Below are 14702 nucleotides of genomic sequence, written 5' to 3'. Positions count from 1 at the left end.
CGGAGCAAAAAATGCAGTTCTCCAAAATGCACGGTCTCGGCAACGATTTCATGGTTGTGGATGCTGTGACGCAAAACGTCTTTTTCTCGCCGGAACTGATCCGCCGGCTGGCCGATCGCCATTTAGGGGTGGGTTTTGATCAGCTACTGATCGTCGAACCGCCTTATGATCCCGATCTTGACTTCCACTACCGTATTTTCAATGCGGACGGAAGCGAGGTGGCGCAATGCGGTAACGGGGCGCGCTGTTTTGCCCGCTTTGTCCAGCTGAAAGGCCTGACCAATAAAAGCGACATTCGCGTCAGCACCCAGGCGGGCAGAATGGTGCTCAGCGTTACGCCCGACGAGCTGGTCCGCGTGAATATGGGGGAGCCCAATTTTGAGCCCCAGCAGGTGCCTTTCCGCGCTAACAAGGCTGAAAACCTGTACCTGCTTCGCGTGGCGGAGCAGACGGTCATGTTTGGTGCCGTCTCCATGGGAAATCCCCATTGCGTGATTCAGGTCGAAAGCACCAAAACCGCACAGGTCGAGCTGCTGGGACCGATACTGGAAAGCCACGAGCGTTTTCCTGAGCGCGTCAACGTTGGCTTTATGGAAATCATCAACCCTGAACATATCCGGTTGCGTGTTTACGAACGTGGTGCGGGCGAAACGCAGGCGTGCGGCAGCGGTGCCTGTGCAGCGGTGGCCTGTGGCATTCAGCAGGGGATTCTGAGCCAGAAAGTGCGCGTTGATTTGCCAGGCGGTACGTTACACATCGCCTGGAAAGGTGCCGGACAGCCGCTGTTTATGACCGGCCCGGCCACACATGTCTACGATGGGTTTATTCACTTATGAAAAATGTCGAAGAGCAGGTGGAAAACACACCTCTGCTGGACGATGAGGCCGTCAGTGATTATCTGCGACAGCATCCTGATTTCTTTATGCGTAATGCGCGCCAGGTCGAACAGATGGCCGTACCGCATCCGGTTCGCGGCAGCGTTTCGCTGGTGGAATGGCACATGGCGCGCCAGCGCAACCATATTCAACGGCTGGAAGAAGAAATCACCTTGCTGATGGAGCAGGCCACGGCGAACCAGCAACTTTTTGCCCGCCTGCTTGCACTGCAAAGCCATCTTGCCGCCGCGAGTTCACTGCAGGATATGCTGAACCGCTTGCATCGCTGGGCGCGTGAGCTGGGCCTGGCCGGGGCCAATATCCGCCTGTTTAACGATAAGTGGCGGCTGGGTGCGCCCTCTGATTTTGTGCAGCTTGGCCTGGCGCGCCAGGCCTTTGAACCGCTGCGCATTCAGCGCTTCGGTAATGAACAGCACTATCTCGGCAGTATTAATGGCCCCGAACTGCTGCTACTGCTGCCCCAGGCGAAAGCCATCGGCTCGGTGGCCATGTCACTGATGGGCGAACAGGGTGAACTCGGCATCATCATGTTCAGCAGTCGCGACAGCCTGCATTATCAGTCGGGCATGGGAACCTTACTGCTACAGCATCTTTCGCAGATGATGCCGGAATTACTGGAACGTTGGGTGGAGCGCGCATGAGCAGCGTGCTGCAGGAGGCCGTTGACGGATTTCTGCGCTACCTGAAGGTTGAGCGCCAGCTCAGCCCGTTAACGCTGAGCAGCTATGCGCGCCAGCTAGAGGCGTTGGTGAGCATCGCCGATGAAATGAAGGTCGGCGCATGGTCGCAACTCGATCCCGCCATGGTACGCAGTATGGCTGCCCGCAGCCGTCGGGCAGGCCTGGCCGCCAGCAGTCTGGCGCTACGGCTTTCGGCGCTACGCAGTTTTCTTGACTGGCAGGTGAGCCAGGACATGCTGCCCGCCAACCCGGCGAAAGGCATTGCCACACCGCGTAATGGCCGCCATCTGCCCAAAAATATCGACGTCGATGAAGTTAATCAACTGCTGGAAATCGATCTTAACGATCCGCTGGCAATACGCGATCGTACCATGCTGGAAGTGATGTACGGCGGAGGGCTTCGCCTGTCCGAACTGGTCAATATGGACTGCCGACATGTTGATCTTGAGGCGGGAGAAGTCTGGGTATCAGGAAAAGGCAATAAAGAGCGGCGCGTACCGATTGGACGCACGGCGGTCAACTGGATACAGCAATGGCTGCCGCACCGTCTCGCCTTTAACGCCGACGATGATGCGCTGTTTCTCTCCAGCCGGGGCAAGCGCATCTCTGCCCGTAATGTTCAAAAACGTTTTGCCGAATGGGGCATTAAACAGGGCGTGAACAGCCATATTCATCCGCACAAGCTGCGTCACTCCTTTGCAACCCATCTGCTGGAATCCAGTGGCGATCTGCGCGCGGTGCAGGAACTCCTTGGTCATGCCAACCTGTCGACGACGCAAATTTATACCCACCTTGATTTCCAGCACCTGGCTTCGGTGTATGATGCTGCGCATCCCCGCGCCAAACGAGGAAAGAGTGAATGAAGTTCTATCGCCCGCTGCGTGCCATCAAAGCGATCACCTTTGATTTAGACGACACGCTGTATGACAACTATCCGGTCATACGTAAAACCACAGAAGCATCGCATGCCGCTCTGCAGGCTTTTCATCCTGCACTGCGTGACGTGACGCCGGATGATGTGGCGACGCTGCGCAATCAACTGCGACTTCGTGAACCTGACATTTATCACGATGTGACAGAATGGCGCCGTCGTACGATAGAGCTGCTTATGACTGACGCGGGCTTAACGGCAGCAGACGCGACAGCGGGCGCCGCCCAGATCATGGAGGTGTTCCATCACTGGCGCAGCCAGGTGGCGATGCCGGCGGAAACCCATGACACGTTGAAAGCGCTGGCGAAAAAAGTCCCGCTGGTAGCGATTACGAATGGTAACGCGCAGCCTGAAAAGCTCGGCCTGTCAGCCTACTTCCAGTTTTCACTGCGTGCTGGCCCAGACGGGCGCGCGAAGCCGTGGCAGGATATGTATCACCTTGCCGCGCAACGCCTGAATATCGCCCCGGGCAGTATTCTTCACGTCGGTGACGATCTCACTACGGATGTGGCAGGCGCGTTACGTTATGGCATGCAAGCCTGCTGGATTAACCTGCGTGAGGGGAATCTGATGCACATTGACGATGCCCGTCTTCTGCCCCACGTTGAAATTTCACAGTTGGCATCACTGACCTCGCTGCTATAATGGCTGTGAATTTATCCAGTCTTATGCTTCGCATTCTCTGACTTATTGGTGCTTATGGACGTTTCTGAACTGCTCGACGGGTTGAATGACAAACAGCGTGCTGCCGTTGCGGCACCGCGCAGCAACCTGCTGGTGCTGGCGGGCGCGGGCAGTGGAAAAACACGCGTTCTGGTGCACCGCATCGCCTGGCTGCTGTCCGTTGAAAACTGTTCACCTTATTCCATTATGGCGGTGACCTTTACCAACAAGGCGGCGGCAGAGATGCGTCACCGTATTGAGCACCTGATCGGCACCAGTCAGGGCGGTATGTGGATTGGCACGTTTCACGGCCTTGCGCACCGTCTGCTGCGTGCGCATCATCTCGACGCGGGCCTGCCGCAGGATTTCCAAATCCTCGACAGTGAAGATCAACTGCGCCTGCTCAAACGCCTGATTAAGGCGATGAACCTGGATGAGAAGCAGTGGCCTGCGCGTCAGGGCATGTGGTACATCAACGGCAAGAAAGATGAAGGTTTACGGCCGAAGCACATTGAAAGCTATGGCAACCCGGTAGAACAGACCTGGCTGCGCATTTATCAGGCCTATCAGGAAGCCTGCGATCGTGCCGGGCTGGTCGATTTTGCCGAGTTGCTGCTGCGGGCCCATGAACTGTGGTTAAACAAGCCCCCTATCCTGAATCACTACCGTGAGCGTTTCAGCAATATTTTGGTGGATGAATTTCAGGATACGAACAACATTCAGTATGCCTGGATTCGTATGCTGGCGGGCGACAGCAGCAAAGTCATTATCGTCGGTGATGACGATCAGTCCATCTATGGCTGGCGCGGGGCGCAGGTTGAAAATATTCAGCGCTTCCTGACGGATTTTCCCGGTGCCGATACCATTCGTCTTGAGCAGAATTACCGCTCCACCAACACGATTCTGAAAGCCGCTAACGCCCTGATTGCCAATAATAATGGCCGACTCGGCAAAGAGCTGTGGACCGATGGCAGCGATGGCGAGCCGGTCTCGGTTTACTGCGCCTTCAACGAGCTGGATGAGTCGCGCTTTGTCGTCAATCGCATTAAAGCCTGGATGGAAAATGGCAATGCGCTGGCCGATTGCGCGATTCTTTACCGCAGTAACGCCCAGTCGCGCGTGCTGGAAGAAGCCCTGCTGCAGGCCAGTATGCCCTACCGGATTTACGGCGGCATGCGCTTCTTCGAGCGCCAGGAAATTAAAGACGCGCTGGCCTATCTGCGTCTGATAGCCAACCGCAACGACGATGCGGCTTTCGAGCGCGTGGTCAATACGCCCACACGTGGCGTGGGCGATCGTACGCTGGATGTGGTGCGTCAGACGGCCCGCGAACAGCAGATCACCTTATGGCAGGCAACGCGTGAACTCCTTCAGTCACGCGCGCTCGCCGGCCGTGCCGCCTCTGCCCTGCAACGTTTCTGTGAGCTGGTGGATTCACTGGCAAGCGAAACCGCCGAAATGCCACTGCACGTACAGACCGATCGGGTCATCAAGGATTCCGGTCTGTGGCTGATGTACGAGCAGGAAAAGGGTGAAAAGGGCCAGGCGCGTATCGAAAACCTTGAGGAGCTGGTGACAGCCACGCGCCAGTTTAGCTATCAGGATGAAGATGAAGACCTGATGCCGCTTCAGGCCTTCCTGTCGCATGCCGCGCTGGAAGCCGGCGAAGGGCAGGCGGACAAATGGCAGGATGCGGTGCAACTGATGACGCTGCACTCTGCGAAAGGGCTGGAGTTCAGTCAGGTATTTATCGTCGGCATGGAAGAAGGCATGTTCCCCAGCCAGATGGCGCTGGACGAAGGTGGACGGCTGGAAGAAGAGCGCCGCCTGGCTTACGTTGGCGTCACACGTGCCATGATGAAACTGACGCTGACGTACGCGGAAACCCGCCGTCTGTACGGAAAAGAAGTTTACCATCGCCCCTCGCGATTCATCGGTGAGCTGCCCGAAGACTGTATTGAAGAAGTCCGGTTACGCGCCAGCGTTACGCGGCCAGTCAGCCATCAGCGCATGGGCACACCGATCAGCAAAAGCGACACGGGGTTCTCTCTGGGACAGCGCGTTCGTCACGCGAAGTTTGGTGAAGGCACCATCGTGAATCTGGAAGGTAGCGGGGAACACAGCCGCCTTCAGGTGGCATTTCAGGGGCAGGGGATCAAGTGGCTGGTGGCTGCCTACGCCAAACTGGAAACCGTCTAGCCGCCGGTTGACGACTTTTTCGTCTCAGCGTAACATGCGCGCACTATTATCATGAGAGGACAATGCCTTGGACACGCCCAGTCGATGCTGGCTCATTAACCTGGTTTTCAGGAATAACATCTAAGGCTATCTCATTACGCTGGTAGCCTTAGCGGTTATCAGCGACCTCCCTTTTTGATCCGTCGCACGAGTCAGCACTGATTTATCGTTTCTCCGTGTTCAGGTTCGCGGTTATCTGTTCCGACCGCCTTACAGCGTTGTCCCATAAAGTCTGCAATGGGGAGTCTTGCTATGCTGAGCGCATTTAAACTTGATAACAGTCGCCTGACGCGTCTGGAACTGGAAGAAGAAAGCGATAAACTGACCACGTCAGTGTGGGTTGACCTGGTCGAGCCTGAGGAAGGCGAGCGCGACCGTGTTCAGTCCGAGCTGGGGCAGAGCCTGGCCACGCGCCCTGAGCTGGAAGATATCGAAGCCTCAGCGCGTTTCTTCGAAGATGAAGATGGCCTGCACATCCACTCCTTTTTCTTTTTTGAAGATGCCGAAGATCATGCCGGCAACTCGACGGTCGCCTTTACGATTCGCGAAGGACGCTTATATACACTGCGCGAGCGGGAGCTTCCTGCCTTTCGTCTTTACCGCATGCGAGCCCGCAACCAGACGCTGATTGACGGTAACGCCTACGAGCTGCTACTCGACCTGTTTGAGACCAAAATTGAACAGCTGGCGGATGAGATTGAAAACATCTATAGCGCGCTGGAAAAGCTTAGCCGCGTGATTATGGAAGGTCAGCAGGGCGAGGAGTACGATCAGGCGCTGTCGCGGTTAGCTGAGCTGGAAGATATCGGCTGGAAAGTGCGCCTGTGCCTGATGGATACGCAGCGAGCGCTTAACTTCCTGGTACGAAAAGCCCGTTTGCCAGGCAATCAACTGGAGCAGGCGCGCGAAATCCTGCGGGATATCGAATCGCTGCTGCCTCACAATGAGTCCCTGTTCCAGAAGGTCAACTTCCTGATGCAGGCGGCGATGGGCTTTATTAATATCGAGCAGAACCGCATCATCAAGATCTTCTCGGTGGTTTCCGTGGTTTTCCTGCCGCCAACGCTGGTGGCCTCCAGCTACGGCATGAACTTTGAGTTTATGCCTGAACTGAAATGGAGCTTTGGCTATCCCGGTGCGATTTGTCTGATGATGCTTGCCGGTCTGGCGCCTTATCTTTATTTCAAACGCAAGAACTGGCTGTAATCGTCTGTCAGGGCCGGTCCAACCGGCCCATTTCGCTGGCCTGCTGGCACAATTCTGCGTAATCTACCCGCTCCATTTTCACAAAAAATTAACTTTTATGGCCTCTCTTTCATTGCGCGTGCAGTGGTTACTGTTGTTGGTCGCATCGGTATTACTTGGCGCGCTCTTCCAGTATTTTCATGTTCCGGCCGCCCTGTTACTGGGCCCGATGATTGTGGGCGTGATGATGGGGTTATCCGGTGCCACATTGCGCATCCACAAGCGGCTGTTCCTGCTGTCGCAGGCGGTACTGGGCTGTATGATTGCACAGAGCCTGTCACCGTCCATTTTAACGCCGCTGTTACAGGACTGGCCCGTCGTGGTAGCGGTACTGCTGCTGACTCTGGCGGCCAGCGGTGTGTCGGGCTTTTTGCTGGTTCGGTTTAGTCAGCTTCCCGGCCCGACCGGCGCGTGGGGATCGTCACCTGGTGGTGCTTCTGCCATGGTGGCGATGGCGGGAGAATTCGGCGCGGATGTGCGTCTGGTCGCCTTTATGCAGTATCTGCGCGTTCTGTTTGTGGCGGGCGCGGCAGCAATGGTGGCTCGCATCGGCCTGGGCGATGGCGCTCATGCGGGATCACTGGTGTGGTTTCCTGCACTGAACAGCGGTTTTCTGCTGACGATTTGCCTGGTGATCGGCAGCGCCTGGCTGGGCCCCTGGTTACGCATTCCGTCCGGCGCGTTGCTGGTGCCTGCGCTGATTGGCGCTACGCTGCACGCTACCGGAACAGCCGTGCTTCAGATGCCTGAATGGCTGCTTGCCCTGGCGTACGCCCTGATCGGCTGGAGCGTCGGGCTGCGCTTCACCCGACCCATTTTCAAACTGGCGCTGAGCACCCTGCCGCAAATGCTGCTGTCCATTTTCGGCCTGATGCTGCTGTGTGGCGGACTGGCGTGGATGTTGACGCGCGTACTCCATATTGACCTGATGACCGCCTATCTCGCCACCAGTCCAGGTGGCCTGGACACCGTGGCGATCATTGCGGCCGGAAGCGGAGTGGATATGGCGTTTGTGATGGCGATGCAAACCCTGCGGTTATTCACCATTCTCCTGACCGGCCCGGCAATGGCGCGTTTTCTTTCACGCTTTGCGCAGTCGGCCCCGCGCTGAAAACACGACGGCATCCAGAATGAAGACCAGCAATGCCAGCCAGATAAAGCCAAACGTCAGCATTTTATCCGGCGTGATGGTCTCGCCATAAAACAGCACCGCCAGTAAGAACATCAGCGTTGGGCCAAGATACTGAAAGAAGCCAACCGTCGACAGGCGCAGCCGGGCACAGGCTGCGGCAAAGAACATCAGCGGAATGGTGGTCACAATACCTGCGGCGATCAGCAACAGATTCAGGCTGGCGGGATTGGCGGTAAGATGGCTGGTACTGCTGTCTGCAAAACCAAATAAATACAGCGCGGCCAGCGGAAACAGCCACAGCGTTTCAATCAGCATACCGCTCTGGGCATCGACCTGAATTTTCTTCCTCATGAGGCCGTAAAACGCAAAGCTGAAGGCCAGGCCTAATGCAATCACCGGCACCGAACCAAACTGCCATAGCTGCAAAAGGACGCCAGCGGTAGCGAGCGCCACAGCCAGCCACTGCAGGCGACGAAAACGTTCGCGCAGGAAAACCATACCAAACACAACGTTAATCAAAGGGTTAATAAAATAGCCCAGACTGGCTTCTAGCATATGCTGGTTATTCACCGCCCAGATAAACAGCAGCCAGTTACCGCCCACCGTGACGGCGGTCAGCGCCAGTAGCAAGACCTTTTTGGGTTGGCGCACGACGCTTCTGACCTGCCCCCAACTGCGGCTAAGCGTAATCAACAGCAGCATAAACAAGGCTGACCAGATTACCCGGTGCGTCATGATTTCAGTCGCAGGGACGGCTTTAACTAATTTGAAGTAGGCAGGTGCAATGCCCCATATGAAATAAGCGCCAAGCGCAAAACCTATTCCCTGACGGGTTTGCTGGGTATCCATAAATCATCCTGAAAGTTCGTTCTGTACCAAAAGTCACTGAGAGAAAGCGGCGTGACAGAGGGCCGCAATGTTACCGCAGTCCCCGTCATGTCTGTAGCCCGATCTGGCAACAGGCAGGGTCAGGCTTTGTCCTGCTCACGGGCACGCTGGCGGGAAAGACAAATGGCCTGATGATTGTCATCCGCCCACGCAATCAGTTGCTGCATCGGTTTAAGAAAAGAACGACCTAACTCTGTCAGACTGTACTCAACCCGTGGCGGCACTTCCGGATGAAGAGTCCGCAGGATATAGCCGTCCACCTCCAGCCGTTTCAGCGTTCGTGACAGCACCTGACGAGCGACATCGCCAATATGGCGGTGCAGCTCATTGAAGCGCAGCGTGCGCTCGGCCAGCGCCTCAAGAATCAGCAAACTCCATTTATCGCCAATCCGGTCAAGTACATCCCGAATGGGGCAAGGCTGTTCATAACTGAATGTGTTAGGGGATGACACAGACATGGAAAGGGTTCCTGCACGTAGTAATAGTCACTTTCATGTGACTGAGTCAGCACAAAGTGACGTCTTGTTATCCATTTTGCGCGAATGTACCATCCGCAGCGACAACAGTCTATTTTTGTGACCTGGTGTGATATCAAAACCTGATGGCGCGTCCGGGCCATGCCCGGCACCCTGTATGAAGTAATCCTCTGGCGCGGAGCGGTTAGCGCTGTAACGAATGAGCAAGGAGAAAAATGATGGCAACCTTTCTGAAAACCCTGCTGCTGACGGCAGGTATCCTGACAGCGAGCGCTGGGTACGCCGTGCAACCGAAAGAAGGCCGCGATCTTAACGTGGAAGAGGCCAATCGTGCGCTGGTGATCAACTTTTATAATCAATTTTTCAATCAGCACAAGGTGACAGAAGCGGCCCGGGTCGTGGCGGACGATTACCGCCAGCACAATCCCGGGGTGCCGAATGGCAAGGCACCGCTGGTTAACTTTTTCAGTGATTTTTTCAGCAAAAACCCACAGTCAAAAGCGCGCATCGTTCGCAGTGCAACCGACGGTGATCTGGTATGGCTGCATGTTCACTCGACCAATGGTGAACACGATCGTGGTCAGGCTGTTACGGATATTTTCCGCGTGAAAAACGGCAAAATTGTCGAGCACTGGGATGTGATTCAGGCCGTACCGGCGACCTCAGCGAATACCAATACGATGTTCTGAGGCAGGCAGGATACTGCGTGGCAGGGCCTGAACGGTGCTACGCGTCGATTCGCTTAACCGGTCAGGTAGGTCGCGGTTGCGGTGGCAATGTAAAGGCCCTGCTCATTATGTAATTCTACCCGCGCCACAGAGACTTTATTGCCGGCACGCAGTAAACGGCTGCTGGCAATAAAGCGCTCGCCCCGTCCGGGACGGAGATAATCCACCCGCATATCAATCGTCCCCATACGGGACAGTCGCTGGCGCAGCACGTCTTCACTTATCTGCTCATCACGTGTCAAGGCATGGCTCACGCACACCATGCCCGCGGCGACATCCAGTACCGCTGCTGTTACACCACCATGAAGAATGTGCTGGGCGGCATTGCCCACCAGCATGGTTTTGTTGGCAAAACTGATTTCTGCGTAATCGGGTTCCAGACGATCCAGTTCCAGACCCAGCGCCTGATTAAACGGCATGTGATAAATAAAAATTTCACCGACGAGGCGGCGAGCGTCCTGCTGAGTCAATAGCACGGATGACATGGTGTTTAGTCCTGAACAGCTGGTAATTGAACTGTAGATGTTAATAAGATGTTTATTCTATGCTTCGCTCGACAGGGTTTCCAGTTTAGGAAATCAGCGCTGATGTTCACCCACTTTTGTGTGTAGAATGTCCTGCTTTTTACAACACCCATTCGCTTTTATGAATACGCAGTTTTCATCGGAGAATCCTATGCGTAAGCATCGCGCCTTGCTGGCGGCAATGTTACTTCCTGCTTTGGCGCAGGCGGACGAAGCCACAATTAAACATGTTCACGATGCACCGCAGGTGCGAGGCAGCATCATTGCCAACCTGCTGGAGCAGCACGACAACCCGTTTGTGCTTTATCCTTACGAAAATAATTATCTGCTTTACACCTATACCAGCGACATAAATAAAGAGGCGATTTCCTCTTACAACTGGGCAAAAAACGCACGTAAAGATGAAGTGAAATTCCAGCTCAGCCTGGCATTTCCGTTGTGGCGTGGCATTGTCGGTGACAACTCCGTATTAGCGGCGTCTTATACTCAGCGCTCATGGTGGCAGTTATCCAATAAAAAAGAGTCGTCGCCTTTCCGTGAGACGAACTATGAGCCACAGATTTTCCTGGGCTGGGCGACCGATTACTCGTTTGCCGGCTGGACACTGCGTGACGTTGAGGTCGGTGTGAATCATCAGTCTAACGGCCGCAGCGATCCGACCTCACGCAGCTGGAATCGTGTTTATACTCGTCTGATGGCGCAGAACGGTAACTTCCTGGCCGAGATCAAGCCCTGGTTCCGTATTTCAGAAAGCGCGAATAATGACGACAACCCCGATATCACCAAATACATGGGTTATTATCGTGCGAAGTTAGGTTACGCCATGGGCGACAGTATTTTCAGCGTTGAAGGCAACTATAACTGGAATAGCGGCTACGGCGGCGCTACGCTGGGCTGGAGTTATCCGATCACCCAACACGTTCGTTTCTATACGCAACTGTTTAGCGGCTATGGCGAATCCCTTATTGACTACAACCATCGTCAGACACGCGTCGGTGTGGGCGTGACACTCAACGATTTATTTTAATTAACCATCAAGTCAGGATCACAGTGGCAACCTCGGCAGTTCTTAATCAGGAAGCGTTGGCGCAGCAGGTATTACAGGATACCTTCGGCTACCAGCAGTTTCGTCCCGGTCAGCAGGCCATTATCAATGAAGCGCTGAATGGGCGAGACTGCCTGGTGGTGATGCCAACCGGCGGCGGGAAATCACTCTGCTATCAGATCCCCGCGCTGGTGCGTGAAGGGCTGACACTGGTCGTCTCGCCCTTGATCTCGCTGATGAAAGATCAGGTGGATCAGCTGCTGGCAAATGGTGTTGCGGCGGCGTGTCTCAATTCGACCATGACCCGCGAGCAACAGCAAAACGTCATGGCGGACTGCCGAAACGGAAGCGTAAAGTTGCTCTATATTGCGCCCGAACGCCTGATGATGGATAACTTCCTGGAAAGCCTGGCACACTGGCAGCCTGCGATGCTGGCGGTGGATGAGGCGCACTGCATTTCTCAGTGGGGACACGATTTCCGGCCCGAGTACGGCGCACTGGGGCAGATGCGTCAGCGCTTTCCCGATCTGCCGGTTATGGCGCTCACGGCGACCGCCGATGAAACCACCCGCCTTGATATCGTCAACCTGCTGCATATGCAGGACCCGCTGATTCAAATCAGCAGTTTTGATCGACCCAATATCCGCTATACGCTGGTGGAAAAATTCAAACCCACCGAACAGTTACTGCGTTACGTACAGGATCAGCGGGGCAAGTGCGGCATCATTTACTGCAACAGCCGGGCAAAAGTTGAGGACACGGCCGCGCGCCTGCAGAGCCGCGGTCTCAGCGTGGGTGCCTATCATGCCGGTATCGACAGCGCGCAGCGCGCCCGCGTGCAGGAAGCGTTTCAGCGCGACGATCTGCAAATTGTGGTCGCCACCGTGGCGTTTGGCATGGGCATTAACAAACCCAATGTGCGGTTTGTGGTCCATTTCGACATTCCCCGCAATATCGAATCCTACTATCAGGAAACCGGCCGTGCGGGTCGTGATGGCCTGCCTGCGGAAGCGATGATGCTTTATGATCCTGCAGATATGGCCTGGTTACGTAAATGTCTCGAAGAGAAACAGCCCGGCCCGCTGCAGGACATAGAGCGGCATAAATTGAATGCCATGAACGCCTTTGCTGAAGCGCAGACCTGTCGCCGTCTGGTGCTGCTGAACTACTTTGGTGAAGGGCGGCAGCAACCTTGTGGTAACTGCGATATCTGTCTCGATCCGCCTAAGCGCTATGACGGTCTGGTTGAAGCCCAGAAAGCGCTTTCGAGTATTTACCGTGTCGGCCAGCGCTTTGGCATGGGTTACATCGTTGAAGTTTTGCGCGGCGCGAACAATCATCGTATCCGTGAACAGGGTCACGACAAGCTGCCGGTTTATGGGCTGGGTAAAGAGAACAGCCATGAGCATTGGGTGAGTGTGCTGCGTCAGCTGATTCATCTGGGGTTAGTCACCCAAAATATTGCCATGCATTCTGCACTGCAACTTACCGAAGCGGCCCGACCGGTGCTGCGCGGTGAAGTCCCGCTGATGCTGGCGGTACCACGGCTCATTACAACCAGACCGAAAAGCAGCAGTTCGGCAAAAGTCTACGGGGGTAACTATGACCGTAAGCTGTTTGCCAAACTCCGCAAGCTGCGTAAGGCGATAGCGGATGAAGAGAACATTCCACCCTATGTGGTCTTTAACGACGCCACATTGCTGGAGATGGCGGAACAGATGCCGGTCAGTGCGTCAGACATGTTGAGCGTGAATGGGGTCGGTCACCGTAAACTCGAACGTTTCGGTAAGCCCTTTTTGCTGATGATTAAAGAGCATCTTGATGAAGAGTAAAGAGGCATTACCATGTTGATATTGTTTGGCACGATTGCGTTGGTCCACCTTGTTGCGCTCATGAGCCCCGGCCCGGATTTCTTTTTCGTTTCGCAAACGGCGGCCAGCCGTTCGCGCAAAGAAGCGATGTTGGGTGTGTTGGGCATTACGCTGGCGGTCATGATCTGGGCAGCGGTGGCGTTAATGGGCCTGCATTTGATCCTGCAAAAAATGGCCTGGCTGCATCAAATCATCATGGTCGGTGGCGGGCTTTACCTGTTATGGATGGGATGGCAGCTGATCCGTTCCGCGCGTCAACGTCATAAGCAGCCGGTACAGCAGGAGCCTGTCGTCGATCTGCCAAAGAAAGGCATGAGCTTTATCAAAGGGTTGTTAACCAATCTCTCTAACCCCAAAGCGGTGATCTATTTTGGTAGCGTCTTCTCATTATTTATCGGTAACGATGTCGGTGGGCTGGAGCGCTGGGGATTGTTTGTGTTGATTAGCGTCGAAACCTTTGCATGGTTTTCTCTGGTCGCCGCAATTTTTGCTTTGCCATGGATGCGGGATAAATATCAGCGTGCCGCGAAGTGGGTGGATGGCATGGCGGGCGTACTGTTCGCCGGATTTGGCATTCATCTTATCCTGTCACGCTAAGGTCGCCAGACCGGCTTTATGCGGCCGCCGACAGTATGCTCTGTCGTGCGGCTGCAGGTGTACATCAGGCCATTCGCCTTGCGCTGGCCAGCAGTCCGCCAATCGCAATAAATAATCCCCCGAAAATACGGTTCATCAGCTTCATCTGTTTAGGGCCTTTGATCCAGCCCGCAATGCGCGTCGCTAAGGTGGCGTAACCAATCATCACCACGATATCCACCAGTACGGTGGTTATGCCCAGAACCAGATACTGCAGCATAAGGGGTTGATGAGGAAGGATAAACTGCGGAAACAGCGCGGCCAGAAACACAATACTTTTGGGATTGGTGAGGTTCACCATGACAGCCCGTTTAAACAGGCGACGACGCGGCATCGCTTTTGACATCGCGTTGAGATCAATGGCGCCGGCAGCCCGCCACTGTTGAATACCCAGCCAGACCAGATAGCCGGCACCGGCCCATTTCAGAATCTCAAACGCCAGCAGCGACTGAGAAAACAGCGCGCCAAGACCCACCCCTACCAGGGCGATATGCAGCGCGAGCCCTACCTGCAGCCCGGAGATGGAGGCGACGGCACCACGATAACCGTGGCTGATGCCGGTGCTCATGGTGTTAATCGCGCCTGAGCCGGGTGAGAGGCTCAGAATTGTGGTGGTAAGAAGGTAGGTCAGCCACCATTCGATGGTCATGGGTTGTACTCCCGGTCTCGTCTGAAGTGTGACACAATACGCCAGAATGCTGCGCAGAGCCATGGACATCATGCGGCCGTTCAGACTCTTTTTTTCCGGC

Annotated in this window: 16 protein-coding genes; 12 read left to right on the top strand and 4 right to left on the bottom strand. The window is 55.2% G+C overall.

The window, feature by feature from the left end; all coding sequences use genetic code 11:
- The first annotated feature begins 11 nt into the window (after nt 1-11).
- The 8 genes from dapF to GC090_RS19490 all read left to right on the top strand — a co-directional run bounded on the left by dapF (nt 12) and on the right by GC090_RS19490 (nt 7764).
- Nucleotides 12-836, top strand: coding sequence for a diaminopimelate epimerase (dapF, locus tag GC090_RS19520; protein WP_033737412.1), 825 nt, complete (start codon nt 12-14; stop codon nt 834-836).
- The gene (locus GC090_RS19515; RefSeq protein WP_006121450.1) at nt 833-1537 is read left to right on the top strand and encodes a DUF484 domain-containing protein; all 705 of its coding nucleotides are present in this window, start codon (nt 833-835) and stop codon (nt 1535-1537) included. Before dapF ends, GC090_RS19515 begins: the two co-directional genes overlap by 4 nt.
- Nucleotides 1534-2439, top strand: coding sequence for a tyrosine recombinase XerC (gene xerC / locus GC090_RS19510; protein WP_033737359.1), 906 nt, complete (start codon nt 1534-1536; stop codon nt 2437-2439). Before GC090_RS19515 ends, xerC begins: the two co-directional genes overlap by 4 nt.
- The gene (gene yigB / locus GC090_RS19505; protein WP_033737361.1) at nt 2436-3152 is read left to right on the top strand and encodes a 5-amino-6-(5-phospho-D-ribitylamino)uracil phosphatase YigB; all 717 of its coding nucleotides are present in this window, start codon (nt 2436-2438) and stop codon (nt 3150-3152) included. Before xerC ends, yigB begins: the two co-directional genes overlap by 4 nt.
- Before the next feature lie 54 nt (nt 3153-3206).
- Complete coding sequence (gene uvrD, locus GC090_RS19500; protein ID WP_039339236.1) at nt 3207-5369, top strand: DNA helicase II; 2163 nt, start codon at nt 3207-3209, stop codon at nt 5367-5369.
- Nucleotides 5370-5436: 67 nt separating this feature from the next.
- On the top strand, nt 5437-5493 hold the full coding sequence (gene ysgD / locus GC090_RS23290) for a YsgD/CorL family protein (RefSeq protein ID WP_349887138.1): 57 nt from the start codon (nt 5437-5439) through the stop codon (nt 5491-5493).
- Nucleotides 5494-5660: 167 nt separating this feature from the next.
- Entirely contained in the window at nt 5661-6614 is a 954-nt protein-coding gene (gene corA, locus GC090_RS19495; protein WP_006121454.1) for a magnesium/cobalt transporter CorA, read from the top strand.
- A gap of 97 nt (nt 6615-6711) precedes the next feature.
- Nucleotides 6712-7764: an AbrB family protein gene (locus tag GC090_RS19490; protein ID WP_054688546.1), complete on the top strand. Its 1053-nt coding sequence runs from the start codon at nt 6712-6714 to the stop codon at nt 7762-7764.
- On the opposite strand, the gene rarD is transcribed toward GC090_RS19490, so the two are convergent.
- Nucleotides 7735-8634 carry an EamA family transporter RarD gene (gene rarD / locus GC090_RS19485; protein ID WP_054688544.1) on the bottom strand — a complete coding sequence of 300 codons (900 nt, stop codon included), beginning with the start codon at nt 8632-8634 and terminating at the stop codon, nt 7735-7737. The genes GC090_RS19490 and rarD overlap by 30 nt on opposite strands.
- 119 nt (nt 8635-8753) lie before the next feature.
- Nucleotides 8754-9131: a winged helix-turn-helix transcriptional regulator gene (locus GC090_RS19480; protein WP_324020651.1), complete on the bottom strand. Its 378-nt coding sequence runs from the start codon at nt 9129-9131 to the stop codon at nt 8754-8756.
- A 233-nt stretch (nt 9132-9364) separates the two neighbouring features.
- Here GC090_RS19480 and GC090_RS19475 point away from each other — a divergent pair, with 233 nt between their 5' ends.
- Entirely contained in the window at nt 9365-9838 is a 474-nt protein-coding gene (locus GC090_RS19475; RefSeq protein ID WP_006121456.1) for a nuclear transport factor 2 family protein, read from the top strand.
- Between the two features lie 53 nt (nt 9839-9891).
- On the opposite strand, the gene GC090_RS19470 is transcribed toward GC090_RS19475, so the two are convergent.
- A complete protein-coding gene (locus GC090_RS19470) occupies nt 9892-10362 on the bottom strand; it encodes a thioesterase family protein (protein ID WP_006121457.1) in 471 nt (156 codons plus the stop codon).
- A 190-nt stretch (nt 10363-10552) separates the two neighbouring features.
- On the opposite strand from GC090_RS19470, the gene pldA reads away from it, so the two are divergent.
- From pldA to rhtC, 3 genes are read left to right on the top strand one after another with little or no spacing between them, the layout of a single operon-like run.
- On the top strand, nt 10553-11428 hold the full coding sequence (gene pldA, locus GC090_RS19465) for a phospholipase A (RefSeq protein ID WP_033737373.1): 876 nt from the start codon (nt 10553-10555) through the stop codon (nt 11426-11428).
- Nucleotides 11429-11451: 23 nt separating this feature from the next.
- Nucleotides 11452-13278, top strand: coding sequence for an ATP-dependent DNA helicase RecQ (recQ, locus tag GC090_RS19460; RefSeq protein WP_324020650.1), 1827 nt, complete (start codon nt 11452-11454; stop codon nt 13276-13278).
- Between the two features lie 12 nt (nt 13279-13290).
- On the top strand, nt 13291-13914 hold the full coding sequence (gene rhtC, locus GC090_RS19455; protein WP_006121460.1) for a threonine export protein RhtC: 624 nt from the start codon (nt 13291-13293) through the stop codon (nt 13912-13914).
- Nucleotides 13915-13978: 64 nt separating this feature from the next.
- Here rhtC and rhtB read toward each other — a convergent pair whose 3' ends face one another.
- Nucleotides 13979-14602, bottom strand: a complete 624-nt coding sequence (rhtB, locus tag GC090_RS19450) for a homoserine/homoserine lactone efflux protein (RefSeq protein WP_033737374.1) — start codon at nt 14600-14602, stop codon at nt 13979-13981.
- Nucleotides 14603-14702 lie beyond the last annotated feature (100 nt).

The organism is Pantoea sp. JZ29, from assembly GCF_035190385.1.
Lineage (GTDB): Bacteria > Pseudomonadota > Gammaproteobacteria > Enterobacterales > Enterobacteriaceae > Pantoea > Pantoea stewartii.
The sequence above is the reverse complement of the archived record's forward strand: the minus strand, read 5'-3'. Positions and strand labels throughout refer to the sequence as shown.